This window comes from Streptomyces sp. Root1304, assembly GCF_001426405.1.
Taxonomy (GTDB): domain Bacteria; phylum Actinomycetota; class Actinomycetes; order Streptomycetales; family Streptomycetaceae; genus Streptomyces.
This window is the reverse complement of sequence record NZ_LMEP01000005.1, coordinates 156,720-179,143: the sequence shown is the minus strand read 5'-3', so window position 1 is coordinate 179,143 and position 22,424 is coordinate 156,720. Positions and strand designations below refer to the sequence as shown.

19 protein-coding genes and 1 pseudogene are annotated in these 22,424 nt (G+C 73.0%); 9 read left to right on the top strand and 11 right to left on the bottom strand.

All coding sequences use genetic code 11. The annotated features are described in order from the left end of the window. Positions 1-60: 60 nt before the first annotated feature. Complete coding sequence (locus tag ASD33_RS09645; RefSeq protein ID WP_056556590.1) at positions 61-888, bottom strand: sulfurtransferase; 828 nt, start codon at positions 886-888, stop codon at positions 61-63. 182 nt (positions 889-1,070) lie between these two features. Here ASD33_RS09645 and ASD33_RS09640 point away from each other — a divergent pair, with 182 nt between their 5' ends. Further along, positions 1,071-1,844 (top strand): VOC family protein, encoded by a 774-nt coding sequence (locus ASD33_RS09640; RefSeq protein WP_079044675.1) that lies wholly within the window; start codon positions 1,071-1,073, stop codon positions 1,842-1,844. Between the two features lie 134 nt (positions 1,845-1,978). On the opposite strand, the gene ASD33_RS09635 is transcribed toward ASD33_RS09640, so the two are convergent. The 4 genes from ASD33_RS09635 to ASD33_RS09620 all read right to left on the bottom strand — a co-directional run bounded on the left by ASD33_RS09635 (position 1,979) and on the right by ASD33_RS09620 (position 7,833). Then, positions 1,979-3,352 (bottom strand): polysialyltransferase family glycosyltransferase, encoded by a 1,374-nt coding sequence (locus ASD33_RS09635; RefSeq protein ID WP_056556585.1) that lies wholly within the window; start codon positions 3,350-3,352, stop codon positions 1,979-1,981. 3 nt (positions 3,353-3,355) lie between these two features. Continuing rightward, entirely contained in the window at positions 3,356-4,321 is a 966-nt protein-coding gene (locus ASD33_RS09630) for a glycosyltransferase family 2 protein (protein WP_056556581.1), read from the bottom strand. A gap of 141 nt (positions 4,322-4,462) precedes the next feature. Next, the gene (locus ASD33_RS09625) at positions 4,463-7,057 is read right to left on the bottom strand and encodes a YfhO family protein (RefSeq protein ID WP_079044674.1); all 2,595 of its coding nucleotides are present in this window, start codon (positions 7,055-7,057) and stop codon (positions 4,463-4,465) included. Positions 7,058-7,215: 158 nt separating this feature from the next. Continuing rightward, positions 7,216-7,833 carry an isochorismatase family protein gene (locus tag ASD33_RS09620; RefSeq protein WP_056556578.1) on the bottom strand — a complete coding sequence of 206 codons (618 nt, stop codon included), beginning with the start codon at positions 7,831-7,833 and terminating at the stop codon, positions 7,216-7,218. Between the two features lie 154 nt (positions 7,834-7,987). Between ASD33_RS09620 and ASD33_RS09615 the strand changes: the two genes are divergently transcribed. Beyond that, on the top strand, positions 7,988-8,674 hold the full coding sequence (locus tag ASD33_RS09615) for a TetR/AcrR family transcriptional regulator (protein WP_056556574.1): 687 nt from the start codon (positions 7,988-7,990) through the stop codon (positions 8,672-8,674). Positions 8,675-8,773: 99 nt separating this feature from the next. Here ASD33_RS09615 and ASD33_RS09610 read toward each other — a convergent pair whose 3' ends face one another. Then, a complete protein-coding gene (locus ASD33_RS09610; RefSeq protein WP_056556571.1) occupies positions 8,774-9,910 on the bottom strand; it encodes a hypothetical protein in 1,137 nt (378 codons plus the stop codon). A gap of 183 nt (positions 9,911-10,093) precedes the next feature. Between ASD33_RS09610 and ASD33_RS09605 the strand changes: the two genes are divergently transcribed. Next, positions 10,094-11,056, top strand: coding sequence for a LysR family transcriptional regulator (locus tag ASD33_RS09605; RefSeq protein ID WP_079044673.1), 963 nt, complete (start codon positions 10,094-10,096; stop codon positions 11,054-11,056). Between the two features lie 178 nt (positions 11,057-11,234). On the opposite strand, the gene ASD33_RS09600 is transcribed toward ASD33_RS09605, so the two are convergent. From ASD33_RS09600 to ASD33_RS09585, 4 genes are all read right to left on the bottom strand, one after another. Beyond that, positions 11,235-12,461 carry an FAD-dependent monooxygenase gene (locus ASD33_RS09600; RefSeq protein WP_056556566.1) on the bottom strand — a complete coding sequence of 409 codons (1,227 nt, stop codon included), beginning with the start codon at positions 12,459-12,461 and terminating at the stop codon, positions 11,235-11,237. Further along, positions 12,458-12,712 carry a hypothetical protein gene (locus ASD33_RS09595; protein ID WP_056556562.1) on the bottom strand — a complete coding sequence of 85 codons (255 nt, stop codon included), beginning with the start codon at positions 12,710-12,712 and terminating at the stop codon, positions 12,458-12,460. Before ASD33_RS09595 ends, ASD33_RS09600 begins: the two co-directional genes overlap by 4 nt. Then, positions 12,709-13,317, bottom strand: a complete 609-nt coding sequence (locus ASD33_RS09590) for a VOC family protein (protein WP_056556559.1) — start codon at positions 13,315-13,317, stop codon at positions 12,709-12,711. The genes ASD33_RS09595 and ASD33_RS09590 overlap by 4 nt, the downstream gene beginning before the upstream one ends. Before the next feature lie 92 nt (positions 13,318-13,409). Beyond that, entirely contained in the window at positions 13,410-14,819 is a 1,410-nt protein-coding gene (locus tag ASD33_RS09585; protein WP_079044672.1) for an MFS transporter, read from the bottom strand. Between the two features lie 188 nt (positions 14,820-15,007). Here ASD33_RS09585 and ASD33_RS09580 point away from each other — a divergent pair, with 188 nt between their 5' ends. Next, positions 15,008-15,883, top strand: coding sequence for a LysR family transcriptional regulator (locus ASD33_RS09580; protein WP_056556556.1), 876 nt, complete (start codon positions 15,008-15,010; stop codon positions 15,881-15,883). Between the two features lie 20 nt (positions 15,884-15,903). Here the strand turns inward: ASD33_RS09580 and ASD33_RS09575 are convergent, their stop codons facing one another. Further along, a complete protein-coding gene (locus ASD33_RS09575; protein WP_056556553.1) occupies positions 15,904-17,637 on the bottom strand; it encodes a class I adenylate-forming enzyme family protein in 1,734 nt (577 codons plus the stop codon). 535 nt (positions 17,638-18,172) lie between these two features. Between ASD33_RS09575 and ASD33_RS09570 the strand changes: the two genes are divergently transcribed. The 5 genes and pseudogenes from ASD33_RS09570 to metK all read left to right on the top strand — a co-directional run. Continuing rightward, positions 18,173-19,000, top strand: a complete 828-nt coding sequence (locus ASD33_RS09570) for a hypothetical protein (RefSeq protein WP_157870016.1) — start codon at positions 18,173-18,175, stop codon at positions 18,998-19,000. Between the two features lie 139 nt (positions 19,001-19,139). Continuing rightward, a complete protein-coding gene (locus tag ASD33_RS09565) occupies positions 19,140-19,832 on the top strand; it encodes an O-methyltransferase (protein ID WP_056556547.1) in 693 nt (230 codons plus the stop codon). Further along, positions 19,832-21,121, top strand: a complete 1,290-nt coding sequence (locus tag ASD33_RS09560; RefSeq protein ID WP_079044670.1) for a 3-deoxy-7-phosphoheptulonate synthase — start codon at positions 19,832-19,834, stop codon at positions 21,119-21,121. The genes ASD33_RS09565 and ASD33_RS09560 overlap by 1 nt, the downstream gene beginning before the upstream one ends. Before the next feature lie 37 nt (positions 21,122-21,158). Next, positions 21,159-21,491, top strand: a complete 333-nt coding sequence (locus tag ASD33_RS09555; RefSeq protein ID WP_056556545.1) for an antibiotic biosynthesis monooxygenase family protein — start codon at positions 21,159-21,161, stop codon at positions 21,489-21,491. Positions 21,492-21,658: 167 nt separating this feature from the next. Continuing rightward, positions 21,659-22,424: pseudogene (gene metK / locus ASD33_RS09550) on the top strand (methionine adenosyltransferase); the annotation flags it as partial.

Below are 22,424 nucleotides of genomic sequence, written 5' to 3'. Positions count from 1 at the left end.
GTAGTCGTACGGGAGCGGGGCCCGCGCCGGATCGGTGCGGGCCCCGCTCTCGTGCCTCCGTTACTGCGGGTCCGGGCCCGTGGCCACCGGGCGGGCCGGGTCGGCGGACCACTCCGACCAGGATCCGGCGTAGAGGGCGGCCGGGATGCCGGCGACCTCCAGGGCCAGGACCTCATGGGCGCCGGAGACCCCCGAGCCGCAGTAGACCGCGACCGGCCTCCCCTCGGCGGCGCCGAGGGCGGTGAAACGGTCCCGCAGGGTGTCGGCGCCCAGGAAGCGTCCCTCCCCGTCGACGTTCTCGGTGGTCGGCGCGGAGACCGCGCCCGGAATGTGCCCGCCGACCCGGTCGATGGGCTCCACGTCCCCCCGGTAGCGCTCGGCCGCCCGCGCGTCGAGCAGCAGCCCCGAACGGGGGAGTGCCGCCGCGCCGTCCGTGTCCAGCAGCCCCAGGGCGCCCGGCTCCGGCCGGAAGTCGCCCGGCTCCGGCGCGGGGACCTTCTCCGTGAGCTCCCCCGTCCAGGCCGCGAGACCCCCGTCGAGCACCCGCACGTCCCGGTGGCCCGCCCAGCGGAGCAGCCACCAGGCGCGGGCCGCGGCCCAGCCGAGGCCGCCGTCGTAGACGACGACCGGGGTGTCCGCCGAGACCCCCGCACGGCGCATCGCCGCCCCGAAGGCCGCCGGGTCGGGCAGCGGGTGGCGCCCGCCGCTCCCGGGCGGGCCCGCGAGCTCCGTGTCCAGGTCGACGTAGACCGCTCCGGGCAGGTGCCCGGCCTCGTACACCGGTCGTCCGGGCGGGCCGCCCAGCGTCCAGCGGACGTCCAGGAGGACCGGCGGCCGGGCCCCGGCCGACTCGCTCAGCAGTTCGCTTGCGGAGATGATGGGCTTCATGGGTGCCATCCTCGCGCAGCCGCACGGCCGCGGACGAGGACCCGGCCTCCGCCCCGCGTCATCACGGCGGGATCGCGCCACTCTTTGGTGCGACCAGGGCACGCCGCGGCCCCGTCGGTGACACCATGCGGACGGGACACGGCAGGACACGGCCACGACGATGGTCCGAGGAGAGAGTCACGATGACCGAGGCGACTCGGCGCACACCCGGCACACCCTGTTGGGTGAGCCTGATGGTGCACGGGCTTGACGCCACCCAGGAGTTCTACAACGCGCTCTTCGGCTGGGAGTTCGTGCCCGGGCCACAGCATCTCGGCCCGTACGTGCGCGCGCTGCTCGACGGCCGGGAGGTGGCGGGCATCGGCCAGCTGCCGCCCGACCGGCACCTGCGGATCGCCTGGACGCCGTATCTGGCCACCGCCGACGCCGACGAGACCGCCGAGAGCATCCGCTGCTGCGGCGGCACCGTGGCGGTGGGCCCGCTCGACGCGGGCGAGGCCGGCCGGATGGCGATCTGTTCCGACCCCGTCGGCGCGGTCTTCGGCGTCTGGGAGGCGGCGGCGCACCACGGCACGGCGGCGGCCGGACCGCCGGGGACCCCGGTGTGGAACGAGCTGCTGACGTACGAGTCGTCATCGGTCGGCAAGTTCTACCGGTCGGTCTTCGGCTACGAGGTGGAGCCGGTCGAGTCCGCCGACGACGACTACGCGACACTCCGGGTGGGCGGGGACCCGGTGGCTTCCCTCCACGGCGTCGGCAACGAGCTGCCGCGCGACCGGGGCCCGCACTGGATGACGTACTTCGAGGTCGCGGACGTGGACGCAAGCGCCGGGCTCGTCGCGGAACTCGGCGGCCAGGTGCTGCGCCCGCCGTGCGACGCGAGGGCGGGACGGCTGGCCCTGGTGACGGACCTGGAAGGGGCGGTCTTCAGCCTCGTCAGGTCCGCCGCGCCGTGACACGTACGGGCTGACGGGGGCCTCACCGGTTGACGCGGGCGGGGCTGACGTGACGCCGTTCCGGTTGACGCGGGCGGGCCGGCGCGGCCCGCCCGTCCCTGCGCCCCGGTCCGCGCCGGTCCACCCCGGTCCGCTCAGCCCCGTCGTGACCGGACGAGCGTCCTGCGGAGGCGGGAGGCCGCGCCGCCCCGGGCCGGGGCGGGCGCACCGCCCGGCAGGCCCAGCTCGCCGAGGCGTTCGGCGGTGAAGTGGTGCGCCGTGCCCGGTTCCGCGTGGTGCGCGGCGAGGAAGCGGGTGGTCTCCTCGCGCAGGCCCGGATGGATCTTGTGCCGCATGCAGTAGCCGACGGCGCGGACCAGCGGCGTGAGCGAGTCCGGTGCCGGTCCCGGGACCTTCGGCGCCTCGCCCCGCTCCAGGTCGGGCAGGAGGTGGTCGACGACGGTGAGGGGGATGCGGTTGCTGTTCTCGAAGGGGGTGAGCCGTTCGAGGACCTCGGCCGTGCCCACGCGCGCGACGGGGATGTCGTAGTACACGGCGGCGGTGAGCATCGCCGTGGAGAAGCACCCGACGACGAGCCGGGGCGCGCACCGCTCGTAGAAGGTCTCGGCGAGCAGCGGCCCGTCGAGGACGGTGAGCCGTACGCCGGACCGGTCCGCCTCCTCCTGGAGGGCCAGGGAGTAGCTGGGGGGCGCGGTCGGATGGGGCTTGAAGACCACCGAGCGGTGTCCGTCGGCGACGGCGCCGCGCAGCATCCGCACGTGCAGGTCCTCCTCCTCCTCGGCGGTGAGGAGGCCGAGGGCGGCGAGGTACTGGCCGAGCAGCAGGGCGGTGGGCTCGGCGGCTGCCGCGCGCGCGATGTCCGGGTCCTCGGCCGCCGCCTCCGCGATCTCGGCGAGCACCGCGCGGAAGGCGTCGTCGGGGACGAGCTCGGGCTCCACCCCGTACTCGCTCAGGAGGAGGGGCCGGAGCCCCGGCACCAGGTCGAGGTGGAGGACCCGCCGGATGCGGCAGGCGATCGACTGCGCGAGGTCGTTGCGGGTCGGGCCGTAGCTCATGAGGCCGTCCGCGTAGACGTGCAGGGCGCTCTCGGGGAAGGTGCCGGCGAGCGCCTTGGCGGGGTTGACCTGGATGGATTCCACGATCAGCTCCACCGGGGCGGCGCCGAGGCCCCAGGCGGTGCGCAGGACGCGCTGCCAGAGCGGTGCCTCCTCGGGGCGGGGGGCCCAGGCGGCGGGGTGGTACGGGTGGATCGTCTCGTTCCAGTCGAGGGTGCCGTCGAAGCGGGCGGCGATCCGCTCGTAGCCGGTCATGGTCTCCAGGCGCAGCGCGGTCTCCGGGATCTCGGCGTTGCGCGAGATCAGCAGGAGCCTGCGGGCGTCCTCCCGGGGGCCGAACCGTCCGGCGTCGAGCGCGGCGGCGAGGGTGGCGGCGCCGTACAGGGTGGAGACCTGGAAGATCTGGACCGGCCGGTGGTCGGGGACGGCCGGGGCGGCGGGGGCGGGGGCCATGGGTCAGGCGGTCCTTCCGGTGTCGCGCAGGCTCCGGAGGAGGGTGCTGCGGGGGGTGTCCATGGTGGCCAGGGTCTCGTCGAGGACCTGCTGCGGCATCCGGTGCAGCGCGTCGCCGACGTCGGCGCGGAGCCGCTTGGCGACGGCGGGCTCGTACTTCTCGACCTTGCCCATGTGGAAGGCGATCATCGCGCAGTACGTGCGGACCGCTTTCGGGAGGAACCGGTCCGCCTCCGCGTCCCGGGACACGTCGTCGAGCAGGAGGTCGTACGACGGAATGAAGTCGAGCTGCCGGTTGTCGGTGATCTGGGTGAGCGAGGTCGTGACACCGCGCCGGTAGAAGACGCCGTGCAGGGAAAGGGCCGCGAAGGTACGGGCCTTGAGGTGGAGCCGCCAGATCCAGAGGCGGTCCTCGGCCGTTCTGAGGGAGGTCTCGAAACGCGAGGCGCCGTTCTCGAAGAGCCGGGCGCTGTAGATACCGAAGGGGACGAACGGATAGTCCACCATCGTCACCATGCTGGCGGGCGAGATTCCGTCCCTGGGGTCCATGACGGTGTCGCGGCGCTTGGCGGGGGCGTAGCGGATCTGCCGCTTCCTGCCTTCCGAGAGGACGTGGTCGGTCCGGGCGAAATCGCAGCCCAGGCGGTCGATTCCGGCGACGGTGGCGCTGAGGTGGCCGGGTGCGTACCAGTCGTCGCCGTCGAGGAAGGTGATGTAGTCGCCGCGTGCGGCGTCGATCCCGGTGTTACGCGCCTGGGCGACGCCGCTGTTCTTCTCGTGCCGGATGACGGTGGAATTCGGAAGACGGTCGCGCCAGCGGTCGAGGGTTTCCGGGGTGTCGTCCGTCGAGCAGTCGTCGATCAGCAGGAATTCGAATTCCGGATCCGCGTTGTTCGCGAGACTGCGCAGGGTGTCGGGAGCGTATGCCCCGACATTGTGGAACGGTACGACGACGGACAGTTTCGGCACTCGGGATCCCCAACTGAATCGAATAGTTAAACGCCGCTACGGCGGGCAGGTTAACGCTCCACTTTTCCGGGCGAACGATCCGAGCGTGCACTCCGGGTGAACTCTTGTCGTCCTCCGTGGAAAGGCCGTGGGGAAGTCGGTTCACCGGCGGGTCCGCCGGTGCAGGACCCCCGTCACGAGGAGGGCGAGCAGGGCGGCCGCGCCGACCGCGCCGCCGAGACGGAGGCCCGGGGGCCGGAAGGAGCAGGTGACCGTGCTCGCCCGCCCGTCGAGCGGGACGGCGACGAGCCCGCCGTACGCGCGCGCGGGGCGGGGTTCCGCGTCACCGGCGGCGCAGCTCCAGCCCGAGATGCGGGGCACGGCGAGCACGGCGGTGCCGGTGCTGCCCGGGGGCAGTTCGGCGGTGACGGTGTGCCCGGTGGCGCGCACCCGGGTGGCGCCGGTGTCGGTCAGCCCGCGTACGGCGGTGTCGAGCCGGTCCGGCACCAGGCAGCCGACGGGCTGGCGCGGCAGCCGCGGCCTGCCCTCGGGTTCCAGGGCGATCCGCACCTCTCCGGACGCCGGGACGGCGCCGAGGGCCCGCATCGGCGCGCGGACGGAGGGCGGCTTGCCCTCGAAGTCCACGGGCCGCTCCCCCGCGAGGGTCGCCGAGCCCTTGTACTCGGGCGCCCAGAACCAGGCCCGGGAGCCCGCCGGGCACCGGGCGGTGAGGGTCCGTCCGGTGCGGGCGACGGGCGGCAGCTCGTACACGGAGGCACCGAGCAGGCGTTCCTGGACGGCGAAGGCCGAGTCCCCGGAGGCGGCGGGCGGGCGGGCCGAGGGCCGTACGGTGACGAGCGGCGGTACGGGGGTGGTGGCGACGGACACCGCGGCACGGGGCGCCCGGTCCTGGCGCAGCGGCCCGTCCGGCGTCGAGCGGATCCGGGTGCCGATGGAGAACAGCGCGTCCGTCACGGGGTTGTCGAGGGTGACCGGGTGCCGGCCCTTGGCGTAGTAGCCGAAGCCGAGGGAGGCCAGGGTGCGGGAGGTCACGTCGGCGGTGAGGCTGCTGTAGTAGTCGGGGCCCTGCCCCCCGACGAGCAGGACGTCGTTGCCGCCGGGGACCTCGCCGGGGTCGGTCCGGTGGCGGGGCCAGGCGTCCGCGCGGGCCACCTCCTCGGCGACGGCCGTGTGCCAGGGGCCGATCCTGGGCGACCAGGAGACCTTGTCGCGCTGTTGCTCCTCGATCCGCTTGCCGGTGACGACGGCCTCGCCCGCCTGGGCGGCGACGAGCAGCGCGAGGGCGAGAACGGGCAGTACGCGCGCGGTGCGCCACCGTACGGAGGTACTCGCGGCGGACTCCGGACGCGTGGGGTCCGTCGCCCGGGCCGCGGCCCGGCGTGCGCCCGGCAGCGCGAGCAGGACGGCGGCGAGGGCCGGCGCGGCGGCCGTGCCGAAGGCGGGGAAGGTCCACGGGTCGATGTCCACGCTCCCCCGGGCCGCCCAGGCCAGCATCCCGAGCAGCGCGCCGCCCCCGAGGAGTGCGACGGGTCGCGGCACGCCCCCGGCGCCCGAGAACCAGGCGGCGACGAGCAGCAGCCCGCACAGGACGAAGGTCTGGCGGTACGGAATGCCGTTGGGCGACGCCCCGGCGTGCCAGACGAGATGCGTCGGCTCCCACTGGAGGGAGAGCGTGACCAGGACGACCGCAGCCGTCCAGCCGGCCCGGACGCGCGGGGCGACGGACCGGTTGAAAGGCAGGGTGAGGGCGAGGGCGAGTGCGGGGGTGCCGATGAAGAGGGCGGGGCTCGCGACGCTCGCGGTGGCCGGCAGGAACCGGGCGAGGACGTCCGTCCAGGCCGCCGGCGCGAAGGTGGTCGCGGGGGTGGGGTCGGCGACCTTCGTCGCGAGGAAGATCACCACGACGAGGGGTGCGGCGAGCCCGATGCCGATGAGGACTCCGCGCGCGGCGCGCAGCGCGCCGATGAGGCGCTGCCGGGCGGTGGCGCTCTCCTCGGCCGTGAGGAGCCGTACGACGAGGAAGACGGCGGCGCCGAGCGTCGCCATGTACGCCGTGTAGAAGTTGGCGGTCCAGGCGAGGGCGACGACCAGCGGCCCGAGGACGGGGCGTCGTCCGGTGCGGGCCCACTCGCCGACCAGGCAGAGCAGCGGGAAGGCGACGAGGCCGTCGAGCCACATCGGGACGGTGGCGCCGTAGTTGAAGGTCCAGCCGGAGAGCGCGTACGCGGTGCCCAGCACGGCGGCGACCGGCCACGGGCCGGGGCGCAGCCGCAGGAGCAGCAGCGCCATCGCGGCGCCGGCGGCGGTGATCTTGGCGGCGGTGACGACGTACAGGGCGAGTTCGATCCGGTCCGCCGGGAAGAGCACGACGAGCAGGTCGAAGGGGCTGCTCAGATAGGTGCCGATGTCCCCGAGGAAGTTGGAGCCGAAGCCGGAGTTCCAGTTGAGGAAGGCGTCGCCGTGGGTCTCGCCGAGGAGGAACGAGCGCCAGTACGCGTGGAACGGCAGGTACTGCTGGCCGAGGTCGACGATGTTCCTGGTCACCGGCCCGAAGGGGTACGTACGGGAGAGCCGGGTGGCGAGGCAGAGCAGGACGGCGGTGAGCAGGGCGGCGGAGAGCGGCCCCGCGAGCGCCGGGGAGCGCAGGGCCCGGCGGGGGCCGCGGGCCCGGGGCGGGCCGCCCGTGCCCTCCTCGCCGTCGACCTCGTCGAGCAGGGTCTCGGCGGCGGGGGGCACACGTCCTCCAAGGGGCGCACGGAACGGGAACGCCCGGAGCTGGAACCGTCACGGGCCGACCGCCATTACCGCCGAGGCGGGCGACCCGTAACCGATCATCAGGCGGTCTTCCGGTACACCTCGGGTGAACTCCCGGGGGCGCGGACGGTGACCGGCGGTCAGCCGGCCGGGGTGGCGGCCACCAGTTCGTCGACCGTACGGGCCACCGTGCCGAACAGGTCGGCGACGGTGGTCAGTCCGGCCGTGTGGAGCACGTCCGAGGCGACGACGGTGCCGTCCGGGGCCTCCAGGGAGCGGGTCGCGGTGGCCTCGGCGACCACGGTCGGGCGGTAGCCGAGGTTGAAGGCGCCCTGCGCGGTGAAGAGGACGCACATGTGCGTCATGAACCCGGCGATGACGAGGTCGCCGCCCGCGCCGAGGTCCTTGAGGGTCTCTTCGAGGTCGGTGGCGTGGAAGGCGTTCGGGAACTGCTTGACGACGACCTTCTCGCCCTCGACGGGGGCGACCTCGTCGCTGATCGCGCCGATCTCGGCCCGGATGTCGTACGGGGTGCCCTCGCCGCCGTCGTTGACGACGTGCACGACCGGAGTGCCGGCGGCGCGGGCGGCGGCGAGCAGGCGCGCTCCGGCGGCGAGGGCCTTCTCGGCACCGTCGAGGCGCATGACGCCGGTGCGGTAGGTGTTCTGGAAGTCGATGAGGATCAGGGTCGCGTCGGCGAGGCGCGGCAGCTCCTGGGGCAGGCCGATCACATCGCGGAGGGTGGTGGAGGCGGTCATGGCCGTTCCTTTCGTGGCGGGACACGGGGGTTGTTTGCAACGCTAACACAGTTCGTTAGCGTCGATAACGCGGAGAGCGGGCGGCGCCCTGGTCCGCCCGCCCTCGGGGCGGATTCGCCCAGGTCCGGACTGTTAGCGCTGATACCGTGAAGGCATGTCGACGGCACGAGAGCGCATCCTGGAAGCCACCGAGGAACTTCTCGCCACCAAGGACGCGTCGGCGATCTCGACCCGCGCCATCTGCGACCGGGCGAAGGTCGGCATGCCCGAGATCTACCGCCAGTTCGGCGACAAGCAGGGGCTGTTGACCGCCGTCGCCGACATCGGCTTCGAGCGCTTCCTCGCCGACAAGCGGCGCAACCCCCTCACCGACGACCCGGTCGAGGACCTGCGGACGGCGTGGAACAGCCACGTCGCGTTCGCCCTCCGCAACCCGCACCTCTACCGGCTGATGTTCACGCCGACGAGCGACGCCAAGCCGGAGGCCGTCAAGGAGGCCCAGGCGCTCCTCCTCAAGGCCCTGGAGCGCTGCCGCGACGCGGGACGGCTGCGGATGCCCCCCGAACTCGCCGGACAGGCCGTCCTCTCCGCCAACGTGGGCGTGTGCATGATGGCGCTGTCGTACCCCGGTCTGTTCGGCGGCTCCGGCATCTCCCCCGCCGTACGGGACGCGGTGATCGACAGGGTCACCGGCGACGAGCGGGAGGACACCCGGATCGAGGCGGCGACCGTCCTCGCCCAGACGCTGCTCGCCACCCTCACGGGGACACCCCCGAGCACCCCGGACCTCGACCGGCCGACGCGCGCACCGGGTCGGCCGGTCGCCACCCCGGAGGCGTGACAGCCCGGGGGCCGGACGCCGCCCCGGAGGCGTGACAGCCCGGGGGCCGGACGCCGCCCCGGAGGCGTGACAGCCCGGGGAGCAGGCGACTTCGACCGGTCAGCCCCGCGCACCCTCCCGCCGGGAGAAGGGGCAGGCGTCACCGGCCCCGGCGGGGGCGGAGTACGCCGTCCCGTCGGCGGCCGACGCGCCGAGCTGGTGCAGGATCTCGTCGGCGAGCAGATCCTGCGGGCCCTTGAGCGCGTCCGCGGCCGCCCGGTCCGAGGGGAAGACCAGCTCGGCGGCGATGTTGTCCTGCACGATCCGGGCGAGGTTGTCCAGGGCCACGAAGACCGGGTCCGCGGGCGGCTCGGCGGCCGGAAGGTCGATCAGACGGGTCGCCACCGTGGCCGGATTCATACAGCGCCTGATGATGATCGTGTTCTGGTTCCGTACGGACGTGGCCCACTGGGACAGCACGACGGCGTACAGGTCCCGCCACGCCCGCTCGCCGATCTCGGCCCGCCACCTCCGCATGACGCCCTCCACGCCCGCGATCTGCGCCTCGGCCGCGTACGCCATGTTGGTGCGGATGCCCGCGTACACACCGGCGGAGAAGTCCTCGAAGGACGCGATGCCCACGGAGCCGGACCTCAGGGACTCCGCGATGAACCCGAGCGCCCCGTCCAGCACCCGCGCGGACGCGCCCGCCATCTCCGGCGGCAGGCCCGCCTCGCCGAGCCGCCCGCGGGCGGCGGTCAGCAGACCGGCGTACTCCTGGAGCGGAGTGATCCAGCCACGGGGCCCGGTCCCCCCGGAGGCGACCATCCCGAGGTCGTGCGGATCGATGCGGAAGCCGTTGGGGACATGGGGGACCCGGCCGCCCAGATACGGCGCGACGATCGCGAAGACGCCGAGCGGCACATGGCTGATCGACTTCGCCAGCTCAAACACCTCCCCGGCGGGGTGCAGCGATTCGCGCGCGCCCTCGTGCACGAGGGTGAACCGTCCCCCCTTTGCGTCGTTCTGGACGACGAGAACGGGGCTCAGACGGGCGATCAGACCGGACTTGAGCCCGGCGTAGTGGGCGCGCATGCCGCCGTTGAGCGCGACGATCGCGTCTCGGGCCCCGCTCGGCGCCCCCACCGCCGGGGCCGCCGGGGCTGCCGGGGCTGCCGGGGCCGCCGGGGCGCCACCGAGCGTGACCGCGGCGCCGGTCGCGGCCGCGCCGCCGAGCAGCCTTCTGCGTGTCGTCATCTTCTGCCTTCCGTCGAGGAGTCGCCTGGCAGACGTGACAACGACGCCACCCGTCGGCGCGAAGCGGACCGTCACCCTCCCGCACCCGCCGAAAGCCCCCGCCCGGCCCCTCAACCCCTTGGATTCTCAAGCGAGTCCGATGAACGGGCAAAGTTTCGGAGACAAAACCCAACATGTGCGCCCATGCCTCATGAGGCCCCGAGGCGCACATCCGGGCGATCGGGTAGGAATGCTTTCGTATATCAGTTCGTTATGTGGGTTGATCAGGGGGAGAATCCGCTGCAACGTGATATCGAAATCAAACTCCTGCGCACTCTGCTGGCCGTCGTCGACGCGGACGGATTCTCCCGTGCCGCACAGTCGCTCCACGTGACCCAGCCGACCGTCAGCCAGCAGATCCAGCGTCTCGAATCCATCATCCAGGCGCCCTTGTTCCAGCGCGCCAAGCGACCGTTGCGACTGACCCCCGCCGGCCGCGAACTCGTGACACACGCCCGTCGCGTCGTCGCGCTCAACAACGACGTGCTCTCCAAGCTGACCGCCATCCGCAGCCTGGACACGTTCAGCATGGGCTGCTCGATCCACTTCGCCGACCGATTACGCGTGATGCTCTCGCAACTGGCCGTGGACCGGCCCCATCTGACCTGCGCCGTGGTCACCGGCCTCAGCGCGTCCCTCGTCGACCGCCTCACCGAGGGGGACCTCGAAGCGGCCCTGCTGCTCGGCACCCACACCGAGCGTTCCGAGATGCTGGGGCGGCTGCGCCTCGCGTGGTTCGGCCACGTCCCCGTCACCTCGGACGACCGGATCCCCATCGCCCTGCACGGCGGCCAGTCGGCCCTGGGCCTGCACATCGTCGAGACCCTCGCCGCACACGACGTGGCCTGGCACTCCGTTCCCTGGTCCACCGACCCGCTGGCCATCCGGGCGTCCGTCCAGGCCGGTCTGGCGTACACGGCCCTGGAGGAGCGCGCCCACCACAACCACCCCGAGCTGAGACCCGCGCCGCCCGGACTCCTGGGACCGGCCCCGGAACCGCTTCCGGTGTACCTGGCCTTCTCGCCCACCGCCCGCGAACCGGTCGTGGACGCCGCACGGGCCGCCGCCCGCGCCCTCCTCAAGGGCGCCCCGGTGTCGGCACCCTGAGGAGCGAACCCGGGAGGACCCGGAGAGGCGGCCGGGGAGCACCCTGACAGGCGGCCCCGGAGCCCCGGGAGGAGCACCCCGCGAAATGACCTCCGACGACGGCCCCGCCACCGGTCCGGGGGATGTAACCGGTCGCGTCCGGGCCGCCGTCGGAGGTGTACGGGGGCGGTGGAAGAGGTCAGTACGAGCCCCGGGCCGCTCCCTTGGCGGCCAGCTTCGGGCCGTACGGGGCCGAGTCCAGCCACTCGCCCGCGCGGCGGCCCGCGTCGGCGACCGCCGCGGCCGCGCGCTGGCGCAGCCACAGCGCCGGGTGACGGGCCAGCATGTGTTCCAGGGCGGCGCTGGCGCAGGCGCGGTTGTACGTCGCCGCCTCCTTGCGCTCCTCCGCGAAGCGCGTGACCGCGGCCCCGGCCGCCCGTGCGTCGCGCCCCGCCTCCAGGGCCTGCGCGACGGCCTCCACGGCCCGTACCGCGTCGGGGATGCTGGAGTTCATCCCGCGCGCCCCGAACGGCGCGAACAGATGCGCCGCCTCACCGGTCAGCAGCACCCGCCGGTGGGTGTCGGTGAAGTGGGCCGCGACCTGCTGGGCGAAGCGGTACGTCGAGACCCAGCGGACCCGCTCGCCGTACGCCTCCGGCAGGATGCGCGGGATCCAGTGGCGCAGGCCCTCCGGCGAGACGTACCGCGCGGGGTCGTCGTTCACCAGGAGGTTGAGGTCCACCCGCCAGCCGCCCGCGAAGGGCACGGTCAGGACGTTGCGGCCGCCGACTCCGGGGTGCCGGTAGTGGAAGACCCGCTCGATGGGCATGGGGTGGTGTTCGGGGTCGTCGTCGAGGTCGACGACGACGAAGGTGTTCTGCGAGCGCGGCCCCTCCAGCGGGCTGCCGATCGCCGAACGCAGCGCCGAACGGGAGCCGTCGGCGGCGATGACGTAGTCGGCGCTCCACTCGCGGCCGGTGGAGTCCGTGAGCAGGACGCCGTCCGGCGTCGACCGGGCCGACGTCACCTCGACGCCCCGGTGGAACTCCACCCCCTGCCGGCGGCAGGCCGCCGCCATCAGGTCCTCGGTGATCACCTGCGGCAGGCTGGTGAAGGGCGGGAGGCCGGCGCGGCCGACCGGCGGGTAGGTGCGCGCGTATATCTCCTTGCCGCCCCAGTACGAGCGCTTGGTCGCCCACATGATCCCGCGGCCGGCCACCTCGTGGCCGAGTCCCGGGCTGAGCCGCTCCAGCTCGCGCAGCGAGGCACCGTGCAGATACGCGGCGCGGCTGCCGGGCCGTACCGACTCCTCGGTGCGGCGCTCCAGGACGACGGCGGGCAGGCCCGCGGCGCGCAGGGCCAGGGCGGCGGCGAGGCCGGCCGGGCCGGCGCCCGCGATCAGGACCGGGTGGGTGCTCGCGCTCATGCCGACTCCTTGGCGAGGTGGAGCGTGTCGGAGGTGAAGCGGACGATGCGGCCGTCGAGACCGCCGGTGAGGCTCGCGTGCCAGAGGGCGGTGCGGATCACCGTCTCGTCGCGGTGGAGCACGATCTCGTCCTCCGCGGTGCTCAGTTCCACGTAGTCGCCGGTGCGGCGGGCCGTCATGCCGGCCGCCTCGGCGGTGCGGACGACGGGTTCGAACTCCGGTACGTCGAGCACGTACAACGCGAGCGTCACCGTACGTCTCCTTCCGCGGCCTTGCGGATCAGCTCTGCCTTCCGCTGCCACAGCGCCTCCACGGAGGGCCGGGGGGACTCGGCGACGTCGGCGAGGGCCAGGACCGTCAGCTCGGCGTCGCGCGAGTCGATCCCGGACATCACCCGCAGCGGGCGGGTGATCTCCAGCTGGATGCCGTTGGGGTCGTCGAAGTAGATCGACTCGATGAGTTCGTGGGCGAGGGGCCGGGTGACCCGTACGCCCCGGGCCTTCAGCCGGTCCCGCCAGTCGAGGAGTTCCTCCTCCGTGTCGACGTGGAAGGCGAGGTGCCGGGAGCGGTGCATGAGGTCGCTGGGGGCGTCCTCCTCCGGCAGGCCGAAGTAGTAGAAGAACGCGAGGCGGTTGCCCGCCCCCATGTCGAAGAAGAAGTGCACGAAGTCCGGGTAGTCCTCGGTGACCCAGCCCGTCGCGGTGATCGCGTGCACCAGGGGCATCTCCAGCACCTGCGTGTAGAACTCGACGGTGGCGCGGGGCCGCCAGGTGACGAAGGCGAGATGGTCGACCCCGTCGACGCGCGGGCCCGGCGGAGCCGCCTGGGGGCGGCCGGGCGGTGATGCGGTTGCCAATGCTCCTCCTGTGTGTGCGGAATGCCGGGGGCCGGCATGTCGGCAGATCGGCAGGTCAGCAGGTCGCTGCACGGCGCGGGGTCGACATCGGTTCAGCTCGCGGTGCGCCCCTTGAGTCCCGTCACGGCGATCAGCGCGCCGAGCAGCAGCGTCAGACCGGCGACGACGAGCGCCCACTGGGTGCCGTCGGCGTTGGTCGCGGACAGGTTGAGGATCACGCCGAGGACGGCGACTCCGAGCGAAGCGCCCACCTGGCGGGCGGAGTTGAGCGCGCCCGCGCCGATGCCCGCCAGATCGGTCGGTACGGAACTCGCCATGCCGGCGACGAGCGCGGGCAGTGCGAAGGAGACGCCGAAGCCGAAGGCGAGCAGGCCCACCACGGTGGCCCCCAGGGCGAGCGCCGAGTTGTCGGTGAACGGCGCCTGGAGCAGCGCGCCGAAGCCCATGAGGAGGAACCCGGTGGTGGCGGGGCGGCGCGGGCCGATCCGTCCGACCAGGCGTCCGGTGTAGATGGGGTTGAAGGCGGTGGGCAGGGTCAGCGGCAGGAAGGCCAGGCCGGCGGCGAGGGACGAGTAGCCGCGGCTCTCCTGGAAGTACAGCGACAGGGTGAACAGCAGCCCGGACAGACCGAAGTTGGCGAGCAGACCGGAGCCGAGCGCGGCGGAGAAGCCACGGCTGCGGAACATCCGCAGCGGCAGCATCGCCGCGTCCCCGGCCCGCTTTTCGGCGGTGACGAACACGACGGCTCCGACGGCCGCGAGCACCAGGGCGACCAGCACCGGACCGGTGCCCCAGCCCTTGCCCGGCCCCTCGATCAGCGCGTACGACAGGGCGCCGAGGGCGATCACGGCGCTGAGCTGGCCGGTGACGTCGAGGCCGCTGCGCTGCTTGCGGGCGGTCTCGGGGGCGAGGCGCACGGCGATGACGTAACTCACCGCGGCCAGCGGCACGTTGATGAGGAAGATCGCGCGCCAGCCGACGGTGTCGGTGAGCAGACCGCCGACGAGCGGACCGGCGGCGAGGGCCGCGCCGGTGATCGCCGCCCAGTTGCCGACGGCGCGGGCGCGGTCGGCGGGCTCCGTATAGGCGTTGGTGATGACGGCGAGCGAGGAGGGCAGCAGCAGCGCTCCGGCGACGCCGAGGGCGAGCCGCAGGGCCACCATGGCGCCCAGGGTGCTCGCGGCGGCGGTGACCCCGGAGAGCAGCCCGAAGGCGACGAGGCCCCAGAGGAAGACCCGGCGGCCGCCGTAGCGGTCGGAGAGCCAGCCGGCGGTGAGCAGTAACGCGGCGAACGTGATCGTGTAGCCGTTGGTGACCCACTGCAGACCGCTCAGTCCGATGTGGAGGTCACTGGAGATGGCGGGGAGCGCCACCGAGACGATCGTCATGTCCAGCAGAACCATGAAGTAGCCGAGCGAGAGGCCGATCAGCAGGGTCCGCGAGGGCTTGTCGGTTCGTGCCGGTGCGACGGAAGCCCGCTGAGGTTCCGCCTGCGTCGACATGATTTCTCCTTTGTTTCGGGTGTTTCGGATTCACTCGACAGCCGCCGCATACGAAGGGCGATACGGGGGCCGGAGGGCGTCAGAAACCATTCAACCGGACCGGAAAGGCGAATTGCCGCTGGTGACGACGGGAATGAGCTATGGGTAGCATCGGCTCAGCCGATCAGTCATCGAGGGGGCCCGAAGTCATGGAGTTACGCCATCTCCGGACGTTCGAAACGGTTGCCAGGACGCTCAGCGTCACCCAGGCCGCCAAGGAACTTCACTACGCCCAGTCCAGCGTCAGCGACCAGATCCAGGCGCTGGAACGCGAGCTGGGAGTCGAGCTGCTCGACCGCTCCCAGCGCCGGGTGCGCCTGACACCGCAGGGCGTGGCCCTGTCGGAGTACACCGATCGCATCCTCAGTCTGCTGGAGGAGGCGCGCTGGGCGGTGGCCCGGCCCGGCTCCGACGTGTCGGTCGGGGCGCTGGAGACGGTCTGTCTGCACGTCCTGCCCGAGGTGCTCTCGCGCTACCGCTCGCTGTATCCGGAGTCCCGGGTGCGAATCGCGCAGGACAACCGGGGCGAGCTGTACAAGGCGGTGCGCCGGGGCGACCTGGACATCTGTCTGACCTTCGGCGATCCGCCGGCGGACGCCGGGCTGCGGGCCGAGACGCTGACCGAGGAGCCGCTGGTCGTCATCGCGCCCCCCGGCCATCCGCTGGCCGCGCGCGGCCGGGCCCACCTCGCGGAGCTCGTGGCGGAGCCCTTCCTCGCCACCGGACGCGGCTGCGGCTTCCGGGAGATGTACGACAACGCCTTCACGGGCCGGGTCGCCAAGGAGCCGGTCGCGGAGGTCGCGAGCATCGGCGCGCTGGGCGCGTGCGTGGCCGCCGGCATGGGCTGCGCGCTCCTTCCGTACCTCGCGGTGCGCGCCCAGGCCGACCGGGGCGAGGTCGCGATCGTCGAGGTCGACGACGTGGATCTGCACACCTCGGTCACGATGACGTGGCTGGACCGGAATTCGGCCAATCCGAACCTGAACGGGCTGCAGGTCGTCCTGCGCAAGCACCTGGGCGGCTGACGACGGCCGGCGGGGGCCGCTCACGGTGTCGGGTCCGGCGCGTGGGATCCGTCGCGTGCCGGTGCTGGCGCCGATGGCGTGGCCGCCGGTGCCGTCGCCCGTCGCCGCCCGGGCGGATGCGCCGGGAGCGGTGGCAGCGGGATCGCCGTCAGACGGGCGCGGGCCGTCTTGCCGGTGACGGTCGTCGGCAGTCGTGGGACGACGACCAGCTGTTCGGGAAGTTTGTACGGGGCCAGCCCCTTGGCGGCGAGGTGACCGGTGACCTCCTCAAGGGTCAGCCGGGTGCCCTCCCGCAGGGCGGCGATCAGACAGGAGCGCTGGCCGAGCCGGGGATCGGGACGGCCGATGACCGCGTGCTGGGCGAGCTGCGGCAGGTCGTCGAGGAGTTCCTCCACCTCCAGCGCGCTGAACTTGAGCCCTCCCCGGTTGATCAGTTCGTCGGCGCGGCCCCGGTAGACGACCGAGCCGTCCGCTTCGAGCGCGGCCAGATCGCCGGAGCGCAGCCAGCCGTCGTCGGTGAGGGCGTCCCTGCTCTGCTCGGGCGCCCGGTAGTACGCGGAGAACATGTAGGGGCTGCGGAACTGCAGCTCGCCGGTCTCGCCGGGCACGGCCGGCTCGCCCTCCCAATTGAGCACCCGCACCTGGGATCCGAAGGCCGGCCGGCCGATGCCGAACGCCGCCTCGGGCGGGTCTTCGGGGCGGGTGTACGTACCGGCGCCCACCTCCGTCATCCCCCACTGCACGATGATCCGGGAGGCGAGGTTCCGCCGTACCCGCTCGGCGAGTTCGCGGGGAACGGGCGCGCCGCCCGTCCGCACCTCGCGCAGGGCGGGCCTGGGGGCGGTCCCGTCCTCCTCGATCAGGGACAGCAGGTCGCGGAGCTGGGCCGGTACGGCGAAGGCGGCCGTGGCGCCGGTCGCCTCCAGGGTCTCGGCGAACCTCCGGGGCTCCCAGCCGTCGAACAGTCCGACGGCCCCGCCGGTGACCAGCGCGAGATGGACCGAGAGCAGCCCGAAGGCGTGGCTGAGCGGGCTCGCGGAGACGACGGTGTCATGGGCGCCGAGGGCGCCGTCCGCCGCGACGGCGGCGGCGTTGCCGAGGAGCCCGCCGTGGCTGTGCACGCAGAGCTTCGGGCGCCGGGAGGTCGTCCCGGAGGAGGCGAGCAGCACCAGCGGGGTCCGCGGGTCGCTCGGCGGGGGCGGTAGGGCGAGGGGGCTGTCGTACGGCTCCGCTGGGGTGGCGGCGGTCGGGCCGGGGCTGTCGTACGGCTCCGTGGTGGGGTCCGCGCTGTCGGCGGGCCCTCCCCCGAAGAGTTCCGCCAGCTCGGGCAGTCCGCCGGTGTCGCCGGCCGCCCCGTCCGGGGACACCCACACGTGCCGCAGCGAGGCGCACCGCTCGCGCAGGGCGCGGGTCTCCTCCAGGCGGTCGTGGCCCCGGTGGGAGGCACGGGTGACCAGGGCGACCGCGCAGGACTGCTCGATCAGGGTCTGCGCCTCGTGGAGGCCGTAAGCGGAATGCAGGGGCAGCAGCACGATGCCGAGCCGGGCGGTGGCCGCGTGGAGCACCACCAGTTCCCAGGAGTTGGGCAGCCGGGTCGCGAGGACGTCGCCGGCCGTGAGGCCGTGCCGGTGCAGGGCGCCGGCGGTGTGTTCCGCCTGGCGCAGACAGTCGCGCCAGGTCCGCCATCCGCCGCCGTCCCAGATCGCGGGACGGGGGCGACGTGCGGCGGCTCGTTCCAGTGCGTCGGTGAACACGAGGAAACCTCCGATTGCGGGCAGAACGAAACTGGCACTGCCTTGCGACACGGATTCTGTGCGGCTCACCCATGGATCGTCCAGGACGACCCGATAAGAAATTCTGATGGGGCCGGGGCGGTCCAGCGCGATAAAGAAAAGCAATAGAGCCGATTCTTCGGCACTTTACCGGGGTGCCGCTTCCCCTCTCTTCGGCTCCGCCGATGGCGGTCATCGGCTGGGCCGAAGGGGGAAAGTCCGCCGAAATGGCCCGAGGGCCTGGAATCAGCGGTCACGGGAACGACGGGAAACATCAATACAGAAATATGGAGTTCCGTTTCCCGAACTGTCGGCACAGGCATCACGGACACCCATCGGCCGCACCGATGCGGGCCATCGACAAGGGCGGACAGCCGCGTTTGCCCTGGTCAAAGGGGGTGAAGAACGAGGAAGAGGCGTCCGGGACCCCGAAATCGGCCCGGCCCGACCGGATCCCCCTTGCCCGGCAACCGGAGATCGCCACAGAATTCCGACGTCCCCGAGGCAGGAGGAATCGATGGCCTTCGCTCACCCCTCAGGCACCACCGCCGGCAAATCCCGTTCCCCCGGAGCGATATCCGGGGTCGTGGACGGCGCGTTCTCCACGACCGACCTGCACCGCCTGGACGAGGCGATCCGTGACGCACGATTCGCCGCCGCCGCACCGGCGTCCGTCCTTCTCTCGCCGCTCGCCCCGCACGGCGAGGCGGCGGCACTGACCGAGCGGGAGTGCGTGTTCGACCACTGCGCCGTCCTGCTGTTCCCCACCACCCTCGCGGAGGGGCTGCGCCACCTCCGGGAACGCGGCCTCGCACCCCTGCCGACGGTGCCGAGCACGGTCGTACGCGGCCGGCTCGCCGAGCGCCACGGGCTCGACCCCGCACAGTGCGAGATCCACATCACCCGGCTGCGTCTGGAGTTGCCCGACGGACGACGGCACGCGGCGGTCGAGGTCTTCCTCTTCCCCCGCGACAGCGCGGCGTTCGGCGAGCGGATCGAGGCGGTCGAGACCACGGCCGGCTTCGAGAACCACACCGCGTACGTCGTCGGCCGTCCCTCCGCGCCGGTCCTGCGCCGGCTGGTCACCGCCTGGCAGGACGAGGCCGGACTGCTGTGGGAGGGCGGCGGCCACAACCCGCACGAGGGGGGCCCCGCCGGATCGACCGTCCTGTACTTCGTCCGCGACGAACGGCACCCCGCGCTCCGGCGCCGCTTCGAACTGCACTGCGCCGGTGACCAGCGCGAGGCCACCGCGGACCTTCCCCGCTCGGCGCAGGCGGTGCGCCGCGCCTACCGGGCCTGGCCGGCGGCCGCCCAGGACACCGCGAGACCGACGACCGGCTGACACAGGCCACCCGAACGACCGGCCCGCGTACGGCACTCGCTTCCACCGAAGCACCGCCCCGCGCATCAGCCGGAGCACCGCCCGAACACCCTCCGCCCTCCTGCGCACCCCATCCCCTGCGACCACCGGGAGTACCTCCGTGCTGCGGAACGACACGCTCAGGAACATCGCCCTCACCCCCGAACTGCACGACTATCTGCTCACCCAGGGCCGGATGACCCCCGACCCGCTCCTGATGGAACTCGCGGAGCGCACCCGGGCGGCGGTCCCCGACCAGGCCCACATGGTGGTCGCCCCCGAGGAGGCCGCCCTGCTGACCTTCCTGGTCCGGCTCCTCGGCGCCCGCCGGATCGTCGAGGTCGGCACCTTCACCGGCTCCTCCTCGCTCTGTCTGGCCCGCGGGCTCCCCCCGGGCGGGTCCCTGGTCACCTTCGACGTCAACGCCGAATGGGCCTCGGTGGCCCAGGAGTTCTGGGAGCGCGACGGGGTCGCCGACCGCATCGAGCTGCGGATCGGCCCGGCCGCGGAGACCCTGCGCCTGCTGCCCTCGGAGCCGTACCTCGATCTCGCCTTCATCGACGCCGACAAGCCCGGCTACATCGACTACTGGGAGGAGCTGGTCCCCCGGATGCGCCCCGGCGCGCTGATCCTGGTCGACAACACGCTCTTCAGCGGTCAGGTGGTCGACGAGTTCCCCGGCGAGAAGGCCGCCGCGGTCCACGCGTTCAACGAGTACGCCCGCAAGGACGACCGCGTCGAGCTGGTCATGCTGCCGGTCGCCGACGGCCTGACACTGGCCCGGCGGCTGCCGTCCGGCGAGTCGCCGTTCTGATGCCGGCCACCGGATCGCCGTATCCGCCGTCGACACCCGGCACCGGATACCCGCTGCACTCCCACGCCGTCGAGGTCGCCCTCGACGATCTGGACGAGGACTTCCCGCGCGATCTCGGCGCGGCCGAGCAGCAGCCCGACTGGGACGACCCCGTCCGCGTCGCGGCCGTCCGCTCCGAACTGGCGCGCCTGCCGGGGCTGGTGACCTGGGAGGAGGTCCGCCTGCTGCGGACCCTGCTCGCCGAGGCCGCCACCGGCCACTACCTGGTGATCCAGGCGGGTGACTGCGCCGAGGACCCGGCCGAGTGCGAGCCGTCGGCGGTGATGCGCAAGGCGGGACTGCTCGACGCCCTGGCCGGAGTGATGGTGGCGGCCACCGGCCGGCCGGTGGTGCGCATCGGCCGGATCGCCGGCCAGTTCGCGAAGCCGCGCAGCGCGAACACCGAGCTGGTCGACGGCGTGGTACTCCCCGTCTACCGGGGGCACTTGGTGAACAGACCCGAGCCGACCGAGGAGGCCCGCCGCCCCGACCCCAGCCGCATGCTGGAGTGCTACCACGCCGCCCACCGCGCCGTCACCTATCTGCGCCAGCGGACCAGCGACTGGGCACTGCCCACCGGCGCCCCGGTGTGGACCAGCCACGAAGCGCTCGTCCTCGACTACGAGTTGCCCCTGCTGCGCCGTACCGCCGCCGGCCACATCCTGCTGGCCTCCACGCACCTGCCCTGGATCGGCGAGCGCACCCGCCACGCGGACGGACCGCACGTCCGGATGCTGGCGCAGGTGACCAACCCGGTCGCGTGCAAGGTCGGCCCGACGACCCGGCCGGAGGAGCTGATCGCCCTGTGCGCCCGGCTCGACCCGCTGCGCGAGCCCGGCCGGCTCACCCTGATCTCGCGGATGGGCGCGGGGGCCGTCCGCGCGGCGCTGCCACCGCTGGTCGCCGCGGTGCGCGAGGCGGGGCACCGGGTGGCGTGGCTGTGCGACCCGATGCACGGCAACACCGTCAAGTCCCCGTCCGGCGTCAAGGTCCGGTCGGTCCGCACGGTGGTCGAGGAGGTCCGCGCCTTCCTGGAGGTGGTGGCCGAGGGCGGCGGCACGCCCGCCGGCCTCCACCTGGAGACCACCCCGTTCGACGTCGCCGAGTGCGTCTGGGGAGACCCGGCCGAACTCGACGCCGAGGCCGCCCGCGACGACGGCCGGCCCGCCCCCGCGTCCCACTGCGACCCCCGTCTCAACCCGCCGCAGGCGGTCGAGGTGGCCCGCGCCTGGACGACCCCACAGATCTGATCCCGCCCGGGATCACCGAGGAAAGGCATTCGACACCATGTCAGAAACCGTCATCCGCACCGACGACGGCACCTTCGCGATGATCAACGTCTTCGAAGTGGAGCCCGAGAAGCAGCAGGAGCTGGCCGAGGTCCTCAGCGAGGGCGCGGAAAAGTTCATCCGGCACCGTCCGGGCTGCATCTCGGTCAACATCATGACGAGCCTCGACGGCAAGCGTCTCGTCTACTACGCGCAGTGGCGCAGCAAGGCCGACATCAAGTCGACCATGGCCGACCCGGACGTCCAGGTCTACCGGGACAGGGCCGCCGCGCTGGGCAAGCCGGACCCGCACGCGTTCACGGTGTTCGCCGTCCACCACCCGGAGAGCTGACCGGGCGCTCCACCGAGAGAACCGGCCGAACGCTCCACGGGCACCGCGCCTCCCCCGCCCCAGGGGGCGGCGCGGTGCCCGGACCGCCCCACCGGCTCGGCACGCCCCCGCTTCCCACCACCTCGGCAAGACCCCGCCCGTCACCCCGGCAAGGAGAGGCCCCCGCCATGTCGTCCCGTCGTCTGTTCACCTCGGAGTCCGTGACCGAGGGCCATCCCGACAAGATCGCCGACCAGATCAGCGACACGATCCTCGACGCGCTGCTGCGCGAGGACCCCGCCTCCCGGGTCGCCGTCGAGACCCTGATCACGACCGGCCTGGTGCACGTGGCCGGCGAGGTCACCACCACCGCGTACGCGCCGATCGCCCAGCTGGTGCGCGAGAAGATCCTCGACATCGGCTACGACTCCTCCCAGAAGGGCTTCGACGGCGCCTCCTGCGGCGTCTCGGTGTCCCTCGGCACCCAGTCCCCGGACATCGCCCAGGGCGTGGACACCGGCGGCGCCGGCGACCAGGGCCTGATGTTCGGCTACGCGACCGACGAGACGCCCGAGCTGATGCCGCTGCCGATCCGCCTCGCCCACGGCCTCTCCCAGCGGCTGACCGCCGTCCGCAGGAACGGCCGCGTCCCCTACCTCCGCCCGGACGGCAAGACGCAGGTCACCCTGGAGTACGACGGGGAGCGCGCCGCGCGTCTGGACACGGTCGTCGTCTCCTCCCAGCACGCGAGCGACATCGACCTGGACTCCCTGCTCGCCCCGGACATACGGGAGTTCGTCGTCGAGCCGGAGATCCGGGCCCTCCTGGAGTCGGGCATCAAGATCGACACCGACGACTACCGGCTGCTGGTGAACCCGACCGGGCGTTTCGAGGTCGGCGGCCCGATGGGTGACGCCGGGCTCACCGGCCGGAAGATCATCATCGACACCTACG